The sequence below is a fragment of the Ensifer sp. GW823-FHT05D09 genome (assembly GCF_058795755.1).
Genome location: NZ_JBXAIA010000009.1, coordinates 282,596 through 304,404 on the forward strand (window position 1 = coordinate 282,596; position 21,809 = coordinate 304,404).

The following is a 21,809-nucleotide window of genomic DNA, read 5'->3' on the forward strand; positions in this document are numbered from 1 at the left end:
ACCGAATATTCACCTCGCATTCATTCGACCCATGAAATATTAGGGGTATTGAAACTACGTGGCGACGCAGGGACCGTTCGTTGCAGATCTTCGAGAATACCGTAGAGCAATCGGCGTTTTATCGATCATCCGTTCGTCCGCTATGGATCGTCGGCCTCGGCCTGGTGGTCTTTGCCGCCTGCCTGCTCGGTATTTTCAGCCGGCCTTTCGGCATGCTCGCTTCCGTATGGCCGGCCAATGCCATCCTGCTCGGGTTGCTGGTGCGTCATCCCTCGTTGAGCCCACCAACCGCGTGGATATGCGCAGCGCTGGCGTACCTCATGGCCGACCTGCTGACGGGCTCGAGCCTTGGCGCCGCCGTCGCCCTCAATGCTGCCAATCTGGTCGGTGTCGGTGTCGGCTACATCCTCTTCATGCGCCTTTCCACCGAACATCGTCACCTGCGTCGCCCCCTTGCCGTGCTCTACATGTTTTCGATCTCGGCAATCGCCGGCGCCAGCGCGTCGATTGTCGGCGCACTCGCGGTCGCGCACTACTTCGGCGAGCCGATTTCACGCGCCCTTGTCGCCTGGTTGACGACCGAGCTGGTCAACTACGTCGTCATCCTGCCGGTGTTTTTGGCCATGCCGCCATTCGCCGACAGAGATCGGGTTGTGTCTGCGACGGGCGTCAAACCTTGGCCAGTCGTTTCTCTGGCGGCGTCCTGTGCCGCGGCGCTGCTGATCGGCGGTCCGGGAGCGATCGCATTTCCGGTGCCGTCGTTGCTTTGGTGCGCTTTGACCTACCGTCTCTTTGCCGTCACAGTGCTGATGGCAATCGCCTGCATGCTGGCGCAGGTTGCCGTAGCGTCGGGCGTGTTGCATCTTGGGGTCGACCGTCTCGCCGAGGCCACACTCCTCTCGTCCCGTCTTGGTATCACGCTTCTGGCGCTTGGGCCGCTGACGGTGGCAAGCATCGATGCCGCGCGCCGAACCTTGATCGCCCGGCTGTCCCACGCGGTCGACTATGATTTCCTGACGCAATGCCTTGCCCGTGCCGCCTTCATGGTGCGTGCGTCGGCGTTGATCGAGGCCGAAAATCGGAAAACACCGATCTTCGCCATGATGCTGGATATCGATCGCTTCAAGGTGATCAACGATACTCATGGTCATGCGGCAGGCGATCGCGTGTTGCAGGCCGTGGCGCTGACAGTCCGCATGGCGCTGCGCTCCGACGACCTCTTTGGCAGGCTCGGCGGGGAAGAGTTCGCGATCCTTCTTGTCCGGCAGACGCCAGCGAATGCCAACCGCGTCGCCGAGCGGATCTTGGCCGCCATCCGCGCACTCAAAGTCGACCTTGAGAATGGCGAGACGCTGTCTGTGACAGCCAGCATCGGCATTGCCGAACGGCTGCCGACCGGCCCTGAACTTGAGGGTCTGCTGTCGCAGGCCGACAGGGCCCTCTATATCGCCAAGGCGGAGGGGCGCGATCGTATCCGCGCCTTCGCCGATGGCACGTCCGCGTCCGGTGCGACCGCCGCTCGCTTCGACGCCGCGCGCCAACAATGACGCGCAGCGCCGGCCGGTTATCTTCGCCGGTCTGTCCGGCTACCGATTGTTGAGTTCCGACCGGACGAGGCGCAAGCCTCGCTCGGTGATGCGATAGGGTCTGCCTGCTGACGACGAGATCGCCTTCTTGCGCTTCAGCTTGCGGAAGAGTTCGAGGTCGAAACCCGGATAGACCCATCCGTCGCGCGTGAAGCATCTGATCTCGATGATTGTCTTGTCGTCGCGGGTGATTTCAATGCGGCCGCCCTGGGCCAAATGATGGAGAATGCGCTGCTCAGCGCGTGAGATATCCATGTCTGAATGTTCCGGAATAGCGTTCGTAAGAACGCACAAAAACGTTCCGCAAATCTTGGGAAAAGCGGGGCTACGTTTCCGGCCCGTGCGCGCAATCTTTAGGAGAAAGCGGGCAGGGGCCCTTACCGGGACTCAGACGATGAGAACATCAAAACTCCATAGAACGCGAAACGTCTAGAGGACCGAACCATGATCGTCAAGATTGCAGGCCGGTCCGATCCATCAATTTTCGCATGCGTAGAGACGCGGGTTCGAGGCGGTCGGCGAAAATGTCGCGGCTGGATCGTCCAAGGTTTGTTGGTGCCGGACGCTCGGGCCCAGTCGCTGCCCGTCTCCGGAACGGGCAAGCGGCTGCGCCGAGGCTGCGGCTATTGCCCATTCCCCCCAGCTTCTGCCGCATCGGCATAGGTGAAATCATACTGCCATTCCGACTTGTCGATGCTGTCTTCGATTGCGCGCAGATAGGGGGTGACCGCTTTGACCGCAACGCGCTCGGCCACGGTGCGAAAGTGCCATTGGAGTTGCATCTCGCCGGGAACGCTCGAAACGTTCAGTTTCAGCAGGAAGTGTGGGTTGAAGACATCCGGATCCACAGGCGGATCGAAGCGCGCCTTGAGGTTCGTCACGATGACCTTGTGGGTGTTGTAGGTCGGCAATCCGAGGAAAATGGGCCCCGTGCGCCCGACAGAGGTCGGGGTCGGCATGCCGCCAATGCCGAGGTCGGAACGCAGCGGAAACTTCTTGGCGAGGTCGTTCGCATGCAGAGCTTCGAAGGGAAGCTTGTAAGCTTCCCTTGTCTTGAGAACGTTCTGATCGCGGTCATCGACCGCTTCGAGCAACGCCGTGCTCTCGATGCCCGGATACCGCTGATTGTAGTACTGGACATAGTCATCGGTCAGTTTCGTCTTCGACGTGTATGCGAGTTTACGGCGGATCGTATCGGCATCGGCGTCGCGATAGATTGTTTCCACGGTCAGCACCAAGGGCTCACCGTCCTGCGCTGGAAACGCAAAACGCTCTTCCATCGATTTGGTCGGTTCAGCCAATTGCATCTTCGGAAGAGGCTCGAGCACGGTTCCCGAAGAAAGCAGCGGCAAAGCAAATCCATAGGTCGGTGGAACGATGTTTGCCGCGCGTCCGCCCTGCAGGTAGTCGGTTGGGTCAAGCCACCAGACGCGTTCGCCTATTTTGGCCTTGACGATCGCATGGTCGAAGGCCTGGAGGGCGGGGAGATTAAGGTTGAGCGCATATCCCTCGTCGATATCCGTGAGCGCGACTTCCGCGTCGATGCTCAGCCGGCGGAGCGCGGAAACCAGGAGCAGCGCCTTGTCCTTGCAGTCGCCGAAGCCGCTGGCGAGCACTGTCTCCGGGCGGCGCGGAAGGTAGGATCCTGATCCGATCGACAGGCTGACGTAGCGGATCTCGTCCTGGATCAGCCGCAACGTGGCGATGAGCCGATCCTCAGCCGCGGAATGGCGACGCTCGATCTCAATGAGCTTTGCCTCGAACTCGGCCGGAAGGTCCTGGGAGGGCTGATAGGAAGGAAGGAGGGCATCGGCAATCGATTGCCAGTCACGCTCCGAGGAAACTTCCACGAAACCGAAATTGGGAACGTCGGCCGGCAGATTGGTCTGGGACCTGGTCGGCGAAAGGTTGGTCGCTTCCCACAGATAGGTAGTCTCGCCGCCAGCCGTCGTCACGCCAGGTTTCATGTCGGTCTCGACGGCGCGCATGTAGAGCGGCTCGTTCGCCGGCCAGATTATCTTTTCGCGAACGTAACCGATCGGATCGCTCCATTCGGTATAGAACCGCGAAAAGAACAGGTCCTTGGCAACGGTCGGCGTGGTTTCACGCGTCGTGGAGTAATCCACGATATCGCCCACGCGTACATCGCTCAGTTCGGCGTGCGCCGTCAGCCGGCCGTCGAAAACACCCCGCTCGGCGTCCGTTTCCTGTCGGAAAACCTCGAATTTTGCTTCGCCAAGCTTGTCGATGTGGACATTGTTTCGAATGATCGTCACTCGGTTGACGATGAGGCGCTCGCGCGTGGGATCGAAATCGAAACTGAGCCGCGCGGCGTTTTCCAGGCCGCTGCGGTCCGTAACCCTGTAGACCATGCGCTGAGACATGGAGAACCCGTTGCTCCTGTGTCGCGTCTGGGTATCCATCAGCAGATAGGCTGTGCCGTTCCTGATCTCGACGGTGCGGGCGGGATCGAGCTCAGGAATACCTGCTACTTCGACCCAGCTTTCATTCGGCGCCTTGTGAACCTGTCCGTCGGCCCATGCAGCCGCGCGCGGCCCGGACAGGGCCAGGGAGAAAACAAGGCTGAAAACGACTGATCTGCAACGCGCCACGAACGCACCTTTTGTTGTATCGTTGCGCTTTTCCGCGCAACATTTGCGAGAATTGATTTGATCGGAAATGGATGAGGACAGACAGGGGAGCCCGTGTGAGGCTCTCCGAACGGCAATGCTGAAAGGGCGTGAGAGCCGCGGCCGGCCAGCGGAAACAGGGCAGACCCAGGGCAAGCACTGGCAGGGGCCGGTCAGGGCAGGGGCAGGCTTGAGATTGAGGGCGCGCGATCCTCCGTTCCAACGCTGGGATTTTCTAGAAGACGGACTTGTGAACGTCAAGGTTGCACCCTCCCGAAATGGCCGCCATCGCGCGCCGCATGTCGGTATGGCGCACAAGCCTTGCACCGGTGAGCCAATTGCTCTACCGAGAAACCAAGAATTCAGGCTTCAAAGAAGAGCATGATATGAGCATTGTCGACGTCCGCACCCCCGATTCCAAACGCTTCATCCCCGGCGCCACCGGTGACTGGGAAGTCATCATCGGCATGGAGGTCCATGCCCAGGTGCTTTCCAATTCGAAGCTCTTTTCGGGTGCTTCGACCGAATTCGGCAAGCCGGCGAACGCCAACGTGTCGCTGGTCGATGCGGCCATGCCCGGCATGCTGCCCGTCATCAACGAAGAATGCGTCAAGCAGGCGGTGCGCACCGGCCTCGGCCTCAAGGCCGTGATCAACAACCGCTCGATCTTCGACCGCAAGAACTACTTCTACCCCGACCTGCCGCAGGGCTATCAGATCTCGCAGTTCAAGGATCCGATCGTCGGCGAGGGACAGATCATCATTTCCGTCGGGCCGGATCGCCAGGGCCAGTTCGAAGACGTCGAGATCGGCATCGAGCGCCTGCACCTCGAGCAGGATGCCGGCAAGTCGATGCACGACCAGCACCCGTCGATGTCCTATGTCGACCTCAACCGTTCCGGCGTGGCGCTGATGGAAATCGTCTCCAAGCCCGATATGCGCTCGTCTGACGAGGCCAAGGCCTACATGACCAAGCTGCGCTCGATCGTGCGCTACCTTGGCACCTGCGACGGCAACATGGATGAAGGCTCGATGCGCGCCGACGTCAACGTCTCGGTCCGCCGCCCGGGCGAGGGCTTCGGCACCCGTTGCGAAATCAAGAACGTCAACTCCATCCGCTTCATCGGCCAGGCGATCGAATACGAAGCGCGCCGCCAGATCGGCATTCTGGAAGACGGCGGCTCCATCGACCAGGAAACCCGTTTGTTCGACCCGAACAAGGGTGAGACGCGCTCGATGCGCTCGAAGGAGGATGCGCATGACTATCGCTACTTCCCGGATCCAGACCTGCTGCCGCTCGAATTCGATCAGGCTTTCGTCGACGCGCTGAAGGCCGATCTGCCGGAATTGCCCGACGACAAGAAGGAACGCTTTGTCAGCGCAATGGGCCTGTCGGTCTACGATGCTTCGGTGCTGGTGTCGGAAAAGTCGATTGCCGACTATTTCGAGGCGGTCGCAGAAGGCCGTGATGGCAAGATCGCCGCAAACTGGGTCATCAACGACCTGCTCGGCGCCTTGAACAAAGCCGGCAAAGCCATTGAAGAGACTCCGGTTTCCCCGGCCCAGCTGGGCGGCATCATCGATCTCATCAAGGCCGAGACGATCTCCGGCAAGATTGCCAAGGATCTCTTCGAGATCGTCTGGAACGAAGGTGGAAATCCAGCCGAGATCGTCGAAGCACGCGGCATGAAGCAGGTGACGGACACCGGCGCCATCGAGAAAGCGGTCGACGAGATCATCGCCGCCAACCCGGATCAGGTCGCCAAGGTGCAGGCAAAACCGTCGCTGGCCGGCTGGTTCGTCGGCCAGGTGATGAAGTCGACCGGCGGTAAGGCCAATCCGCAGGCCGTTCAGGCTCTGGTCAAGGCCAAGCTCGGCATCGAGGAGTAAGCGGTGTTCTTCGTCCGAACGGCGAGCGAGCGCGATCTGGAGAAGGTTCGCGCGCTGCTCGTCGAGACGTGGCACGCGACCTATGACACATTCTATGGTGTCGAGAAGGTCAACGAACTGACAGGGCGTTGGCATTCGCTGCCGGCGCTGAAGGCCCGGCTGGAGCGCAAAAACGCGGAATTCCTCGTGGCCGACGACGGCCGCAATATCGGCGGCATGGGGTATGCATCCATGTCCGATACGTTGAAGAAGACCGTGATGCTCCATCAGCTTTACGTTCTGCCGAAACTCCAGGGTCAGGGTATCGGACGCGATATTTTCGCCGAACTCGAAACCTGCTTCCCGGATGCAGAACGCATGCGGGTCGAAGTCGAGCCGCAGAACCTTCATGCCCTTGCATTCTATCGGGCTCACGGCTTCAGCGAAGTCGGTCAAGTCAGCAATTGCGGCGACGAGCAGTCGGGGCTTCCGGCGCTCATTCTCGAGAAACCGCTCTCCTGACGCTTGCTTGCTCCCGATGCAGGTGCTTGTGAGCGGCGGTTTGTCATGGGTTGTGGAAAAGATTGCGTACGGCGTTGGCTGTCACGAGACCGTATCCTTGTGATGATTGACGCTTGGCGCTGATTTCCAGGCCGCGGGAGACCACATGGACGCGACAGTAGACTTCGATATCCGCAGGGCCGAACTGGCCGATCTTCCTGATATCATCGCGCTCTTTGCTGCCGACGAGGTTGGCGGGCATGGAGATACGACCGAGCCCGAAGCTTTCGCTGACTATCTTGCCGCTTTCGCGCGCATTGACACTTCCTCGCTTCAAACTCTCTACGTCGCCTGTCTCGGTGATGATGTCGTCGGCACGTTTCAGACAACACTGCTGACATCGCTTTCGGGGCGAGGGAAGCCAAGACTGCTGATCGAGGCCGTGCAGACCCGTGTAGATATGCGCGGCCGCGGCATCGGCGAACGCATGATGCGCCATGCGATCGAGCGGGCGCGTGAGGCGGGGGCCGCAAAGGTGCAACTCGCCTCGAACGCGACGCGCGCGGCGGCGCACCGATTCTATGAGCGTCTCGGTTTTGTGCGCAGCCATTTCGGCTTTCACATGCCGTTGAAATGACCGTCTTTACCTCGGAAACACTGGACAAGGCTGGAGTGGCGGGGCATAAGCGGGGACATAGTTTTGGTATCCGGCCGCCTTCCCAACGGTCGGTTGAGGACCGCATCCATGAAGCTCCTGCTGCAGATTTTCACCTGGTGGAACCAACAGACGATCGGAACGCGCTTTCATACCTGGCGTAACGGCCAGCGTGTCGGCGAAGACGAGCTCGGCAACGTGTATTACCAGGGCGGCAAGGACTCCGAAGGCCGCACGCGCCGCTGGGTGATCTACAACGGCTATGCTGAAGCCTCGGCTATTCCGGCTGGCTGGCACGGCTGGATGCATCACCGCACCGACGTTTCGCCGGCTGACGAGAAGTACGTCGCCCGCGAGTGGCAGAAGCCGCATCGCCCGAATCCGACCGGCACTGCCAACGCCTACCGCCCCCCGGGCTCAATCGCCGGCACCGGCGCTCGTCCGCGCGTGACGGGCGACTATGACGCCTGGACGCCGGGTTCCTGAGACGCTTGTCGTCGGACAAGCGTGCGCCGCTTCACCAAATGGTCCCGTGACCACGGGGCGGCCACATTTCATGTTTAGCGCCTGATATCCATCAACGGTGAATGCAAGGCGCGCGGGAGACAGGCGGGAATGGCGGGTTCTTATCTGCGGAAAACAATCGGCCAGATGTCGAGCCGGCTCTGTGTCGCTGCGCTTGCCGCGCTGCCGATGGTAGCCTCGACCGATACAGCCGAGGCCGCGCGGATTAACAATCCCGTCGCCGTGTTTTCCGGCATCGACAAGATCACCGGCCGTATCACCACCTTCGACGTCTATATCGGTGAGACCGTCCAGTTCGGCGCCCTGCAGGTAACGCCACGCGTCTGCTACAACAGGGACGACACCGAAGCGCAGAAGATCACGACTTTCGTTGAGGTCGACGAAATCACCCTCGACCGCAAGATCAGGCGGATCTTTACCGGCTGGATGTTTGCCGACAGCCCCGGTCTCAATGCCGTCGAGCACCCCGTCTACGACGTCTGGCTGCAGTCCTGCAAGGCGACGTCGGACCTGCCGCCACCGGATACGGCGTCCAAGAAATAATCTTGCCTGCCGAGCGTCCTTTAACGCGGCCGCGTTATCTCTCAATTTTTCTGTGCCGACGCCATTATCCGGTGCGCTTGAGTGAGCGTGCTAAAAGGGGGCGGGTAAGCACTCCTGCCGGCATCACGTCGCTTACGTTGGCATCGGGTGGTACCGAGACCAACCATGCGCAGCATCTTGCAAGTTCAGCGAGATGGCATCCGCAAAGAAATCCGTCAAAACAAAGCGATAGAGCGTTTGCACGACTCATTCTGTGAGCGGACGTCCCTCCGCGCGACATATCAATGCAACGCGATTGAGAAGGGTTGAGACGGGGCGAAAAGCGGCGTTCGCACTAGAGGCTCAGGTAGATGATGAGCTCAAAACGTTAGATCGGGCGAGTTCATCGCATCGGCGAGCATGATTTCATACTCGGCCTTCGGCACGTCGATTGCGCCGAACGATTTCAGATGCTCCGTGGTGAACTGTGTGTCGAGCAGCTCAAAGCCTTTTGCGCGCAGGCGTTCCACCAGTTGCACAAGGCAGATCTTGGAGGCGTTGGTGCGTCGGGAGAACATGCTTTCGCCGAAGAACGCCGAACCGAGCGTAACGCCGTAGAGCCCGCCGACGAGCACCCCATCCTCCCAGGCTTCGACGCTGTGTGCGTAGCCCATGGCGTGAAGCGTGGCGTAAAGGGCGCGGATCTTGTTGTTGATCCAGGTCGTCGGCCGATCGGGTGCCGGCGCGGCACAGCCTTCCATGACGGCCTCGAAGGCGGTGTTGAAGCGGATGTCGAAGTGGCTCTTGCGGATTGTCTTTGCGAGGCTGCGCGAGACGTGAAAGCCATCGAGCGGGATGACGCCGCGGATTTCCGGCTCGACCCAGAAGAGTTCCGGGTCGTCTGCCGAATCGGCCATCGGAAACAGGCCTATGGAATAGGCGCGCAGCAGCATGTCCGGTGTTACGTCGGGTTGCTTGCTGCGCGTCCCTTTCAATGCACGGTCCTATTCGGACGTCGTGGCCAGATGATGCTCCAGCCAATGGATGTCGTAATCGCCGTTCGCGATGTCCTGATTGTTGATCAGGTCCTGGAACAGCGGCAGCGTCGTTTTGATGCCGTCGATGACAAACTCATCCAGCACACGACGAAGGCGCATCATGCATTCGACGCGCGTGCGGCCATGGACAATGAGCTTGCCGATCAGGCTGTCGTAGTAGGGCGGGATCCGGTAGCCCTGATAGGCGCCCGAATCGACGCGAACGCCGAGGCCGCCCGGTGCGTGGAAATGCGTGATCGTGCCCGGAGAGGGGACGAAGGTGCGCGGATCCTCAGCGTTGATGCGGCACTCGATCGCGTGACCGGAAAACACGATGTCTTCCTGCTTGACCGAAAGTCCGCCACCCGATGCGACGCGGATCTGCTCGTGCACCAGGTCGATGCCGGTGATCGCCTCGGTGATCGGGTGTTCCACCTGCAGGCGGGTGTTCATTTCGATGAAATAGAACTCGCCGTTCTCGTAGAGGAACTCGATCGTGCCTGCGCCGCGGTACTTCAGCTTGCGCATGGCATCGGCGCAGACTTCGCCGATCTTCATGCGCTGTTCGACGTTGAGGGCCGGGGAGTTCGCCTCTTCCCAGACCTTCTGGTGGCGCCGCTGCAACGAGCAGTCGCGCTCGCCGAGATGGATCGCATTGCCTTCGCCGTCGCCGACGATCTGGATTTCGATGTGGCGCGGCTTGCCGAGATACTTTTCCATGTAAACAGCGTCATTGCCGAAGGCGGCAAGCGCCTCGGAACGAGCGGTCGAAACGGCTTCTTCGAGTTCGGCTTCGGTCTTTGCGACCTTCATGCCGCGGCCGCCGCCGCCGGCGGTTGCCTTGATCAGGACCGGGAAGCCGATCTTGCGCGCCACTTCGAGCGCATTTTCCGGGCGCACTTCGCCGTCGGAGCCAGGAACCACGGGGATGCCAAGCTCCTGCGCCGTCTTCTTGGCGGTGATCTTGTCGCCCATGATGCGGATATGTTCCGCGGTCGGCCCAATGAAGGTGATGTCGTGCGCTTCGAGGATTTCGGCGAACTTGGCGTTTTCCGACAGGAAGCCGTAGCCCGGGTGCACGGCGTCAGCGCCGGTGATTTCGCAGGCGGCGACGATCTGGTGAATGTTCAGATAGCTATCGCGCGACGGCGGAGGACCGATGCAGACGCTTTCGTCGGCGAGGCGCACGTGCATGGCGTCGCTGTCGGCCGTGGAGTGGACGGCCACCGTCGCTATGCCGAGCTCCTTACAGGCGCGCAGCACGCGAAGGGCGATTTCGCCGCGATTGGCAATGAGAATTTTCGAGATCATCGCAGCGCCGCCTTATTCGATTACGATCAGCGGCTCGCCATATTCGACGGGGGCTGCGTCCTGGACGAAGATTTCGGTCACCTTGCCCGAACGCGGGGCAGGGATCTGGTTCATGGTCTTCATCGCTTCGATGATCAGGACCGTCTGGCCTTCCTTGACCACGGTGCCAACCTCGATGAACGGGCGGGCGCCTGGAGCGGGTGCCAGATAGGCCGTGCCGACCATGGGAGCCGTTACGGCATTCTTGGAGGTGCGGCTGGTTTCCGCCGGTGCGGCGACAGCGGCCGGCTGCGCAGCGTGGACCGCCGGCTGAGCCTGATAGGCCGGCATCGAGACGGCGACCGGGGTGCCGGCGCGCGATACGCGGATGCGAAGATCTTCCTGCTCCACTTCGATCTCGGTGAGATCCGTGTCGTTCAGGATATTGGCGAGATCGCGGATCAGCGCCTGGTCGATACCGGGTTTCTTGTCAGCCATGGGATATGAGCCTCGTGTTCTTTTTATTTCGACGTTTCTGTCAGGTTCTTTAGCGCATGCAGCGCCAGAATGTAACTCTGCGCGCCGAAACCGCAGATAACGCCTTTGACCGCAGGTGCGATCATCGACTTGTGGCGGAATTCTTCACGCGCGTGGATGTTGGAAAGATGCAGTTCGACCACCGGGATGCCAATGGCGCGGATGGCATCGTGCAGCGCGATCGACGTATGACCGTAGGCCGCCGGATTGATTGCGACACCAGCGGCCTTTTCGCCGGCCTCGTGCAGCCAGTCGACCAGCGTGCCTTCATGGTTGGATTGTCGAAAATCGACTTCCAGTCCCAATGCCTTGCCTTCCGTGGTGCAGAGTGCCTCGATGTCGGCGAGTGTCTGGCCGCCATAGATCCCCGGTTCGCGCTTGCCGAGCGCATTCAGGTTGGGGCCGTTCAGCACGAAAATTTTGGTGGGCATGCGGGATTCCGGTCCAGTGATAGAGGGTTACCTATAGACTGATGGTCCCGCGAGGAAAAGCCCTTTGGGTCCTCGCGGGATTTGTCCACAGTTGGGACAGGTCGTTGAGTGCAGGCGCTCAGCAGGCGGTCTTGCCGCAGCTGCGCATGTTGGCCACTTTGGTGCTGATTTCTTCGGCGCCGACGGCACCGAAGACCGCCTCGTTGCCGATGACATAGGACGGCGTGCCGGTGATGCCGAGATCGTTGGCAAGGCTATAGGCCTCGCGCACCGCCGCGTCATGCGGCTCCTTTTCCATCTTGGCCCGCAGCTGCTTTTTGGTGACGCCGAGCTTGCCGGCAACGGCAATCGCCGTTTCCTCGGTTGCACGGTCCTCACCACCGAGCAAGGCCCGGTGGAACTCGCCAAATTTCTCCGGCGCGACGAGCCGGAAGGCGGCGCTGACCTTATGGGCAGCAAGCGAATCCGGACCGAGGATCGGCAATTCCTTCAGCACGAAGCGGACATTCTTGTCCTTGGTGAGGATATCTTCCATGTCGGTCAGTGCACGTTTGCAGTAGCCGCAATTGTAGTCGTAGAACTCGACGACCGTGACGTCTCCATCAGGATTGCCAAGGACCATGTCGTACTTGGAATTGAAGATCGCCTTCTTGTTCTCGGAGATCGCGCCTTCGGCGGCTTCCTGCTGCTTTGCGCGCTGCTTGTTCGCGAGCGCCTCCTGAACCTCGAGCATGATCTCGGGGTTGGCAAGCAGGTATTCCTTGATGAAGGCGCCAAACTCGTCCTTCTGCTTCTGGTCGAGCGCGAGCGCGTTTTGCGGCAAGCTGACCCCTGCCATGAGCGCGGCGAGCGCCCCGGCGGCAATCATTTTCGTGCTGAAATTCATTTTTACCTCGTTGTCTCTGCCTGCCCTGTCTGTCGTCCATGTCGCGATACGGCGTCAATGCGCGCGTGTAAAAGACAACAGGATTCTCCAACACCGCAACACGCGGGCAGCATAGGGTGGCCCCCGGTGAAACGAAACGGCAAAATCGGCGGAAATACGGCGCTCGCGGACTTGTGAAGCCTTTGGCGATCGGGCAAAGGGGCCGAATGGAGTATCAGCGTAGGTTGATACGCGCCGCTTCTTGAGGATATTGCCTTGGTGGAATTGTCGAACCGCAGCGCCGTCGAACCCTTTCATGCCATGGACGTGCTTGCGGAGGCCACGCGCCGCCGCGACGCCGGTCACCCGGTAATTTCAATGGCCGTTGGCCAACCGGCGCACCCGGCGCCGAAGGCTGCTCTCGATGCGGCACGCAAGGCGCTCGAACATGGCCGTCTCGGCTATACCGATGCGCTCGGCACGCTGTCGCTGAGAACTGCCATCGCCGCGCACTATCAGAAGCGCCATGGCATCGCGCTCGATCCGCAACGCATCGCGGTGACCACCGGCTCGTCGGCCGGTTTCAACTTGGCTTTCCTCGCGCTCTTCGATCCCGGCGACTGCGTGGCGATCGCGCGGCCCGGCTATCCCGCTTATCGCAACATTCTTGCAGCCCTCGGCCTGACGGTCGTCGAGGTGGAAGCCAATGCCGAAAGCGGCTTCACGCTGACGCCTGAAAACCTGGCGCGGGCTGCTGCCAAGATCGGGCGACCGTTGAAGGGCGTTCTTCTGGCAAGCCCGGCCAATCCGACGGGCACGGTGACGGGCAGGGCGGGTCTCAAGGCGCTCGCCGAGTATTGCCGCACTGAGAACATCGCCTTCATCTCGGACGAGATCTATCACGGACTGACTTTTGCCGGCGAGGAGGCAAGCGCTCTCGAGGTCACCGACGACGTCGTCGTGATCAATTCCTTTTCCAAATATTATTGCATGACCGGCTGGCGGATCGGCTGGATGGTACTGCCGGAAAAGCAGGTCCGCGGCTTCGAGCGCATTGCCCAGAGCCTCTACATCTCGCCTCCGGAACTATCACAGATCGCTGCCGAGGCGGCACTTGGTGCGCAGGTCGAACTCGACGGTTACAAGGCGGCCTATGCCGCCAATCGCGAAATGCTGCTGAAGCGCCTGCCGGAGATTGGCTTCACCATCGCTTCGCCCATGGATGGTGCGTTTTACGCCTATGCGGATGTCAGGCGCTTTACCAATGACAGCATGGCGTTCGCCCGCCGGATGCTAGCTGAAATCAACGTGGCTGCGACACCGGGCTTCGATTTCGATCCACTTGAGGGGCATCGGACGATGCGGTTCTCCTATGCCGGATCGACAGGAGACATGGTCGAAGCCGTCGACCGCATTGCCCGCTGGATTTCCTGAGTTTCAGTCATTTCAGGCGCCTGCGGCCGCTGGCGGATTCACTTTGACAGCGCCTTGATTCAAATTCTGAGGCAAACAGCCACCTGAAGCTTTCGCGAACGCGCGCGGAGATTTTGCGACGACGACATACGCGAGAACTGGAGCATCAGGTTCGGAGCGCGCACCTGTTGGGCCGCAGCGCACTCTCGCCATGGTCGCGGCGCACGCATGCTTTTGTCACCAGCCCCAAACGAAAAAAGCCCGGACCAAGCAAGGTCCGGGCTTTTCTGTTCTTCCGAAGGTCAGTCGTGGCTTAGAAGAAGCCGCGGCGCTGCCACCATCCGCCCTTCTTGGGCTTGGACTGGTCCTCTTCGGTGCTTTCGTTCTTGTTCGTGACCGTCGAGGTCAACACCGGTTCCGATGCAATCGTCGACAGGTCGCGGTTGGCACGGGCAGGCTTGCCTTCTTCGAGGTCGGCGGCCGCCTCTACGATTGCTTCCGGTACCGGCTCTACCGCGACTTCTGGCTGTGCCTCGACCGCGCTCTGTGCAGCCTCGTCAGCGCTGGCCACAGGCTCGTCGGCCTTGACGGCCTTCTTGCGTGTGCGCTTCGGCTTGGCGGCCTTCTCGACGACCGGTTCTACCTCTTCCGCTACGATCTCGGCTTCGGCAATCACAGCGACCGCTTCAACCTCGGCTGTTGCCGGGGCTTCGACGTCGCCTTGCTCGTCGGCCTCGTCGTCAGCGGATGCAGCAGCCTGCTCTTCGACTTCACCTTCGCCCAGTTCCGGACGGTTACGGCGGCCACCGCGCTTGCCGCGACGACGGCGCTTGCGCTTCTGTTCGCCGTCGGCTGTCAGCGCATCCGCATCGTTTTCGTCCTCGTCGCCATCGGTCTCCGTGGCGTCATCGCCTTCGTCTGCGGCATCGGCGTCCTGTGCGGTAGCACCGTCGGCCTGTTGGCTGCCCTTGCCACGACGACGGCGGCGACGCTTGCGCTTGCGGCCGTTCTGGTCGTCAGCCTGGGCAGCAGCCTTCGGCTGTTCCTGGCGCTGCTCGACGACCACTTCTTCTGCTTCTTCCTCGTCGAGATCCTCTTCGATCACGATGTCGTCGTCTTCTTCGGGCTCCGGCTCGAAGTGCAGGATCTGTTCGATCTTGACCGGGTTTTCGACCGGTTCGCCGCGGTCGATCGCAAAGTGCTGCGCGCCGACATGGGCGTCAGCCTCGATGATGATCGAGACGCCGAAGCGCTGTTCGTAATCCATGATCGTGCTGCGCTTCTGGTTGAGCAGATAGAGCGCGATATCGGGGATCGTGCGAACGGTGATGTTGTGCGTGGTGTTCTTGAGCAGGTGCTCTTCGATGCCGCGAAGGACATGCAGCGCGACCGAAGACTGCGAGCGGACGTGGCCCGTGCCGTTGCAATGCGGGCAGGTCTGCATCGTCGATTCGAGTACCGAGGCGCGGATGCGCTGGCGCGACATTTCGAGCAGGCCGAAGTGCGAGATGCGGCCGACCTGGATGCGGGCGCGATCGTTCTTCAGGCAATCCTTCAGACGCTTCTCGACCGAGCGGTTATTCCGCTTTTCTTCCATGTCGATGAAGTCGATGACGACGAGGCCTGCAAGGTCGCGAAGGCGCAGCTGGCGCGCAACTTCTTCGGCGGCTTCGAGGTTCGTCTGAAGTGCCGTGTCCTCGATCGAATGCTCGCGGGTCGAACGACCGGAGTTGACGTCGATCGAAACCAGAGCTTCCGTCTGGTTGATGATGATGTAGCCGCCCGACTTCAGCGTCACCTGCGGCTGCAGCATGCGGTCAAGCTGCGCTTCGATACCGGAACGCGAGAAGATCGGATGAACGTCGCGGTAAGGCTGAACCACCTTGGCGTGGCTCGGCATCAGCATCTTCATGAAGCCCTTGGCTTCCTTGTAGCCTTCCTCGCCCGAAACGACGATCTCGCTGATGTCCTTGTTGTAAAGGTCGCGGATCGAGCGCTTGATCAGGCTGCCTTCCTCGTAAACGAGGCAGGGTGCCGTGGAGTTGAGCGTCAGCGTGCGGACGTTCTCCCACAGGCGCATCAGATATTCGAAGTCGCGCTTGATCTCGACCTTGGTGCGGTTGGCACCGGCGGTGCGCAGAATGACGCCCATGCCCTGCGGCACTTCGAGGCCACGTGCGATTTCCTTCAGGCGCTTGCGGTCCTGCAGGTTGGTGATCTTGCGGGAGATGCCGCCGCCACGAGCCGTGTTCGGCATCAACACCGAGTAACGGCCAGCGAGCGACAGGTAGGTCGTCAACGCTGCGCCCTTGTTGCCACGTTCTTCCTTGGCGACCTGGACGAGCAGGATCTGGCGGCGCTTGATGACTTCCTGGATGCGGTACTGCTTGCGCGGCTTGCGCACGTGACGATCCGGAACCTCTTCCATTGCATCTTCGGCGCCGACGGACTCGATGATTTCCTTCTCGCCATCGTGGCTGTCGTCATCATCGTCGTCGTCATCGCGGCGTCGGCGGCTGTCGACGTCTTCCGAGATCGAATCGGTGTCGACCATGGCGGCCATCTCGCCACCATTGCCTTCTTCGCCGGCGTCCGCCTCTTCGGTTGCTGCAGCGGCTGCAGCGGCCTCTTCGGCGATCTTCGCCTTGGTCCGGCGCGGGCGCTTCGGCTTTGCCTTGGGCTTTTCGGCCGGCGCTTCCGCCTCGACGACTGCTTCGGCTGCAGTCTCGGTCACTTCCGTGACAACTTCCGTTTCGGCGGCAATTTCCAGATCAACCGGAACGCTGAGCGCGGGCTGTGTCGGCGTTGCCGTTTCGACGTGTTCGATGTCGTCGTCGCGGCGCGCTTCTTCGGCTTCCGCCTTCAACAGCGCCTGCCGGTCAGCCAACGGGATCTGATAGTAGTCGGGATGGATTTCGGCAAACGCCAGGAACCCGTGGCGGTTGCCGCCGTAGTCGACGAAGGCCGCCTGGAGCGAAGGCTCCACTCGCGTTACCTTTGCGAGGTAGATGTTGCCGCGTATCTGTTTCTTGTGTTCCGATTCGAAGTCGAATTCTTCTATGCGGTTCCCGCGAACGACAACGACGCGCGTCTCTTCAGAGTGAGACGCATCGATAAGCATTTTCTCTGCCATCTAAGTTGTGCTCCTCGACGCGACAGCGGAACGGGCGGCAGACGTTCTTCCATGGGAAGACTGCCACTCGCGTCAGTTGGTGCGTCGGATGTGAAAGGTCCTGTCTGGTGCAGGTGATGGTGCAGCAGCCAGATGGCAGCCGGAACGGTTACGTTCCGGGGCCTCTCTACTTCTGACCGATACCGCTGAGTCAACATCAATGACCAAACAAGAATGCCAATGTCAAAGGTCTCATAAAGACCCGATGAATGCGCCCGCTTGCGGGCTTGCCGGTGAAAAAATCACCGCTAAGAACTCCGGCCACCGCCGGAAATTTGCGATCCAGTGTACGGGGAGGAAATGCAGCGACGGCGGATGAACACCTTGCGGCCGCGGAAAGATGATACGGTTTCAACCGGCAATTCCGGCTCGATCACTCCCTGGCGCCAAGCTCTGGAATGCTCCGGCTGCCCGGCCGACGATTCTATCCCGTCAACACTTTCTCCTTGTGATGCTTTTATGTTTTCTATGTCACATTGGCAAGGGAAAAGCCTGTGCCGCCACAATAATGATCGATTCGCTTGCCCCGGTAGAGTAGGTCGGGGAACAGCGAATCGTATGCTTTGTCCGCGTTGCTTAAGGAGCGCTGTCAAGCTTTGGTTAACCATAAGGGTTCATTGATCAAGGGATGTCGCGGTGTGCGCGGGCGGATGCCTGGCGCGTTGACCGCTCGGATTTCGTGTATTGACGGAGAAACCGGGGTGAAGCCTTCGGCTGTTCATAGGGACGCTTCACTGTTGTCAGCACTGCTGCGCGGTGGCGCGCGTGTTGTGGCCTCAGCGTTCGTTGCAGGGGCATTGATGGTGCCTGGACCGGTGGCGAATGCGGCCGAGCCCGCGCCATTGCTGGCATTCGGCGCACGGGTTGCCGGCGACGACGCACGCACGCGCGTCGTCGTCGAGTTCGATCGGAAGCCCGACTTTTCGATCCATTACGTGGCGAACCCGATACGGGTCGTCGTCGATCTGCCGGAAACCGCCTTTGGTCTGAAAGCCGAGAGCCTTGAGCCGAGGGGATTGTTCGAGGCCATCCGCTATGGCGGCATGGGGGCTGGCAGTTCTCGCCTCGTGCTATCGGCAAAGGGGCCGGTCGCGGTCACCAACGCCGAGGTCATCGAGGAGGAGGGCGGCAAGAGCTATCGCCTGGTCATTGATGCCGAGAAGGTCGACCAGCCCCGCTTCGATGCGCTCCTGGGTGATCAGCAATGGACGGGTTCCGTTGTCGCGGCAAAAACAGACAGGCCGACAATTGCGCCCGCGGAAAAGGGTAGCGCCTTCGTGATTGCAATCGATGCCGGTCATGGCGGCATCGACACTGGAGCGATCGGCGGAGCCACCAAGACCGAGGAAAAACATGTCACGCTTGCCTTTGCGCAGGAGCTGGTTGCCACCCTCAGCCGTGAAAGCGGCATCGAAGCCTTTCTGACGCGCGACAAGGATGTCTTCCTGTCATTGCCGCAGCGGGTGCAGATCGCCCGCAACAAAGGCGCCAATCTGTTTATTTCGATCCACGCCGATACGCTCAAGCAGAAGGATATTCGCGGCGCCACCGTCTATACGATTTCCGACAAGGCCTCCGACCATCTGGCGGCCGACCTGGCGCAACGCGAAAACCTCTCGGACGAGATCGCTGGCGTACCGCTCCAGAGCGAGCCGGCGGAAGTCGCCGATATCCTTATCGATCTGACACGCCGCGAAACCCAGGCTTTTTCGGTCAATATGGCGCGCACCGTGGTGTCGTCCTTCGAAGGACAGATCAATCTCATCAACAATCCGCACCGTCATGCGGGCTTCCGAGTGCTGCAGGCGCCAGATGTTCCCTCAATCCTGCTCGAGCTCGGTTTCATGTCGAACAAGGACGACGAGAAGCTGCTGCTTGATCCGGAATGGCGAAAGAAAGTATCCGGTCTTCTTGCTGTTGCCATCAAGCGCTATCGTGATCAGGCCGTTGCAAACGGCGGCTAAGGTTTAGCCGCGACAAGCTGTTTGACGGCGTGGCATAGGAAGTGATTTGTGTCGCCCCGGTAACAGCGATATGCTTTTCAACAGGATGCGCACTCGATAATCGGTAACAAGCCCTATTTTACGCACAATCCGGGACCTATCCCGAATTGCGCCCGGATTTGTTGGGAAACAGTGTTGATGCCCGGTGCCCCTCGCCATATGAGGAGCTGGGTGGGCGCGCGTAGCTGCGATGCCAGATGATTTCTGATGGAAGCGTTTGGCCAGGCCGACGGAATGCGGACCGATGGGACGGGAAGCGTCCTTATCGGTTCCGCGGCCTGGCAATTGGACGATAATAAGGTACCGGTATCTGACTGATGATCAGACTGATTGGATATTTCTTCGGGATTGGTGCGTTTTTGCTGCTCGGCGTGGCTGCGGCCGCGGCGCTTTATTTGGGCGTTGTCACCAAGGACTTGCCTGACTATGAGGTGCTGGCGAAGTATTCGCCACCAGTGACGACGCGCTTTCATGCCGGTAACGGCGCGCTGATGGCGGAGTACGCCCGCGAGCGGCGCCTCTATCTGCCGATCCAGGCGATCCCGGACCGCGTCAAGGCGGCGTTCATTTCCGCTGAAGACAAGAATTTCTATCAGCATCCCGGCGTCGATATCACCGGCCTGGCCCGCGCCATCGCCGTCAACCTCCAGAATTTCGGATCAGGCCGCCGCCCTGTCGGCGCGTCGACGATCACCCAGCAGGTCGCCAAGAACTTCCTGCTCTCGTCGGACCAGACGATCGACCGCAAGGTCAAGGAAGCGATCCTCTCCTTCCGCATCGAGCAGGCCTATAGCAAGGACCGCATTCTCGAGCTCTATCTCAACGAGATCTTCTTCGGCCTCAATTCCTACGGCATCGCCGGCGCGGCGCTCACTTATTTCGACAAATCGGTGACGGAACTGACGATCGCCGAGACGGCATACCTCGCCGCGCTGCCGAAGGGCCCTGCAAACTATCATCCTTTCCGCAAGGCGGATGCTGCGATCGAACGGCGCAATTGGGTCATCGACCGCATGGTCGAGAACGGCTACGTCAGCAAGACCGACGGCGAAGATGCAAAGAAGCAGCCGCTCGGCGTCAATCCGCGCCGCGGTGGTGCGCATCTCTTCGCATCCGATTTCTTCGCCGAGGAAGTACGCCGGCAGATCATCCAGAAATACGGCGACAACGCCCTTTATGAGGGTGGCCTTTCGGTTCGCACCTCGCTCGATCCACGCATGCAGATCGCTGCGCGCAAGGCGCTGCAGGACGGGCTGCTCAGCTATGACGAGCGTCGCGGTTTCCACGGCCCGGTCAAGTCGATCGAGATCGGCGGCGACTGGGGCGAGCCGCTCGGCAAGGTCGTTGCCCTGGCCGACGTGCCGGAATGGAAATTGGCGGTCGTGCTCTCGGCCGATGGCCAGGGTGTCGAAATCGGCATCCAGCCGGACAAGGAAGCGTCCGGCAAGATCATCGCCGAACGCGTGACCGGTCATATCTCCGCCAAGAACATGCAGTGGGCCTATCGCTCCGCTGGTGGCGAACGCAAATCCGCCAAGTCGCCGGAAGGCGTGCTGGGCCCGGGAGACGTCGTCTATGTCGAGCCTCTGGCGGAAAAGGGCGAATATCGCCTGCGTCAGCCGCCAAAGGTTCAGGGCGGCCTCGTCGCCATGGATCCCCAGACCGGCCGCGTGCTGGCGATGGTCGGTGGCTTCTCCTACGGTCAGTCGGAATTCAACCGCGCGACCCAGGCGATGCGCCAGCCGGGGTCCTCGTTCAAGCCGTTCGTCTATGCGGCAGCGCTTGACAACGGCTACACGCCCGCGTCGGTCATTCTCGACGCTCCGATCGAAATCGTCGCCGGTGGCCAGGTCTGGCGCCCGGAAAACTATGGCGGTGGCTCTGCCGGCCCGTCGACGCTGCGTCTCGGCATCGAGAAGTCTCGTAACCTGATGACCGTTCGCCTCGCCAACGACATGGGCATGAACATCGTCGCCGAATATGCCGAGCGCTTCGGCATCTACGACAAGATGCCGCCCTTGCTGGCGATGTCGCTCGGCTCGGGCGAGACCACCGTCCTGCGCATGGTTTCGGCCTATTCGGTTCTTGCCAATGGTGGCAAGCAGATCAAGCCGTCGCTGATCGACCGGATCCAGGACCGCTACGGCAAGACGATCTTCCGTCACGAAGACCGGACCTGCGACAATTGCAATGCAGGGGATTGGGCAGAGCAGGAGGAGCCTGTGCTGACCGACAACCGCGAGCAGGTTCTCGACCCGATGACCTCCTACCAGATCACCTCGATGATGGAGGGTGTGGTCCTGCGCGGCACCGCCGCCGGAAAGATCAAGCTCGATCGCCCGGTAGCCGGCAAGACCGGTACCACAAACGACGAAAAGGACGCCTGGTTCGTCGGCTACACCCCTGACCTCGTTGCAGGCCTTTACCTCGGTTTCGACAACCCGGCCCCGCTCGGCAGGGGTGCCACCGGCGGCAGCCTTGCGGTGCCGATCTTCAACAACTTCATGCAGGAAGCCGTGAAGGGCTCGCGTCCCGGCAAGTTCGTGGTGCCGGAAGGCATGAACATGATCGCCGTCAACCGCAAGACCGGCATGGCCGCCTATGAGGGCGAGCCGGACACCATCATCGAAGCCTTCAAGCCCGGAACCGGTCCGGCTGACACTTTCTCGGTCATCGGTGGCCTCGACCAGTACGTGCCGCCGGAGGAGATCCTCAAGAATTCTCCGCAGGCCAACCAGGCCGTCACCTCCGGTTCCAACGGCCTGTTCTAGGCC

17 protein-coding genes are annotated in these 21,809 nt (G+C 60.8%); 9 read left to right on the forward strand and 8 right to left on the reverse strand.

Going from position 1 to position 21,809, the window contains the following annotated elements:
* Positions 1-80 precede the first annotated feature (80 nt).
* Positions 81-1,547, forward strand: a complete 1,467-nt coding sequence (locus AC1Q80_RS24060; RefSeq protein ID WP_492362059.1) for a GGDEF domain-containing protein — start codon at positions 81-83, stop codon at positions 1,545-1,547.
* Positions 1,548-1,586: 39 nt separating this feature from the next.
* On the opposite strand, the gene AC1Q80_RS24065 is transcribed toward AC1Q80_RS24060, so the two are convergent.
* Positions 1,587-1,841, reverse strand: coding sequence for a YjhX family toxin (locus AC1Q80_RS24065; protein WP_173419712.1), 255 nt, complete (start codon positions 1,839-1,841; stop codon positions 1,587-1,589).
* A 368-nt stretch (positions 1,842-2,209) separates the two neighbouring features.
* Entirely contained in the window at positions 2,210-4,198 is a 1,989-nt protein-coding gene (locus AC1Q80_RS24070; protein ID WP_492362060.1) for a DUF3857 domain-containing transglutaminase family protein, read from the reverse strand.
* A 404-nt stretch (positions 4,199-4,602) separates the two neighbouring features.
* On the opposite strand from AC1Q80_RS24070, the gene gatB reads away from it, so the two are divergent.
* From gatB to AC1Q80_RS24095, 5 genes are all read left to right on the forward strand, one after another.
* Complete coding sequence (gene gatB, locus AC1Q80_RS24075; protein ID WP_173419714.1) at positions 4,603-6,105, forward strand: Asp-tRNA(Asn)/Glu-tRNA(Gln) amidotransferase subunit GatB; 1,503 nt, start codon at positions 4,603-4,605, stop codon at positions 6,103-6,105.
* A 3-nt stretch (positions 6,106-6,108) separates the two neighbouring features.
* Positions 6,109-6,606 (forward strand): GNAT family N-acetyltransferase, encoded by a 498-nt coding sequence (locus AC1Q80_RS24080; RefSeq protein WP_492362061.1) that lies wholly within the window; start codon positions 6,109-6,111, stop codon positions 6,604-6,606.
* A 145-nt stretch (positions 6,607-6,751) separates the two neighbouring features.
* The gene (locus tag AC1Q80_RS24085) at positions 6,752-7,222 is read left to right on the forward strand and encodes a GNAT family N-acetyltransferase (protein WP_209791274.1); all 471 of its coding nucleotides are present in this window, start codon (positions 6,752-6,754) and stop codon (positions 7,220-7,222) included.
* A 108-nt stretch (positions 7,223-7,330) separates the two neighbouring features.
* Positions 7,331-7,726, forward strand: coding sequence for an NADH:ubiquinone oxidoreductase subunit NDUFA12 (locus AC1Q80_RS24090; protein WP_492362062.1), 396 nt, complete (start codon positions 7,331-7,333; stop codon positions 7,724-7,726).
* 129 nt (positions 7,727-7,855) lie between these two features.
* Positions 7,856-8,308, forward strand: a complete 453-nt coding sequence (locus tag AC1Q80_RS24095) for a DUF2155 domain-containing protein (protein WP_492362063.1) — start codon at positions 7,856-7,858, stop codon at positions 8,306-8,308.
* A 359-nt stretch (positions 8,309-8,667) separates the two neighbouring features.
* Here the strand turns inward: AC1Q80_RS24095 and aat are convergent, their stop codons facing one another.
* The 5 genes from aat to AC1Q80_RS24120 form a co-directional block, all read right to left on the reverse strand.
* Positions 8,668-9,282 carry a leucyl/phenylalanyl-tRNA--protein transferase gene (gene aat, locus AC1Q80_RS24100; protein ID WP_492362064.1) on the reverse strand — a complete coding sequence of 205 codons (615 nt, stop codon included), beginning with the start codon at positions 9,280-9,282 and terminating at the stop codon, positions 8,668-8,670.
* Positions 9,283-9,291: 9 nt separating this feature from the next.
* Positions 9,292-10,635, reverse strand: coding sequence for an acetyl-CoA carboxylase biotin carboxylase subunit (gene accC, locus AC1Q80_RS24105; RefSeq protein ID WP_173419719.1), 1,344 nt, complete (start codon positions 10,633-10,635; stop codon positions 9,292-9,294).
* Between the two features lie 12 nt (positions 10,636-10,647).
* Positions 10,648-11,112 (reverse strand): acetyl-CoA carboxylase biotin carboxyl carrier protein, encoded by a 465-nt coding sequence (gene accB / locus AC1Q80_RS24110; protein WP_173419720.1) that lies wholly within the window; start codon positions 11,110-11,112, stop codon positions 10,648-10,650.
* Positions 11,113-11,135: 23 nt separating this feature from the next.
* Positions 11,136-11,582 carry a type II 3-dehydroquinate dehydratase gene (gene aroQ, locus AC1Q80_RS24115; RefSeq protein ID WP_173419721.1) on the reverse strand — a complete coding sequence of 149 codons (447 nt, stop codon included), beginning with the start codon at positions 11,580-11,582 and terminating at the stop codon, positions 11,136-11,138.
* Between the two features lie 118 nt (positions 11,583-11,700).
* On the reverse strand, positions 11,701-12,468 hold the full coding sequence (locus tag AC1Q80_RS24120) for a DsbA family protein (RefSeq protein ID WP_492362065.1): 768 nt from the start codon (positions 12,466-12,468) through the stop codon (positions 11,701-11,703).
* 300 nt (positions 12,469-12,768) lie between these two features.
* Here AC1Q80_RS24120 and AC1Q80_RS24125 point away from each other — a divergent pair, with 300 nt between their 5' ends.
* A complete protein-coding gene (locus AC1Q80_RS24125; RefSeq protein WP_492362094.1) occupies positions 12,769-13,881 on the forward strand; it encodes a pyridoxal phosphate-dependent aminotransferase in 1,113 nt (370 codons plus the stop codon).
* Between the two features lie 292 nt (positions 13,882-14,173).
* Here the strand turns inward: AC1Q80_RS24125 and AC1Q80_RS24130 are convergent, their stop codons facing one another.
* Positions 14,174-16,993 carry an Rne/Rng family ribonuclease gene (locus AC1Q80_RS24130; protein WP_492362066.1) on the reverse strand — a complete coding sequence of 940 codons (2,820 nt, stop codon included), beginning with the start codon at positions 16,991-16,993 and terminating at the stop codon, positions 14,174-14,176.
* An 839-nt stretch (positions 16,994-17,832) separates the two neighbouring features.
* Here AC1Q80_RS24130 and AC1Q80_RS24135 point away from each other — a divergent pair.
* Positions 17,833-18,996, forward strand: a complete 1,164-nt coding sequence (locus tag AC1Q80_RS24135) for an N-acetylmuramoyl-L-alanine amidase (protein ID WP_412728392.1) — start codon at positions 17,833-17,835, stop codon at positions 18,994-18,996.
* 356 nt (positions 18,997-19,352) lie between these two features.
* Positions 19,353-21,806 (forward strand): penicillin-binding protein 1A, encoded by a 2,454-nt coding sequence (locus AC1Q80_RS24140; RefSeq protein ID WP_173419725.1) that lies wholly within the window; start codon positions 19,353-19,355, stop codon positions 21,804-21,806.
* Positions 21,807-21,809 lie beyond the last annotated feature (3 nt).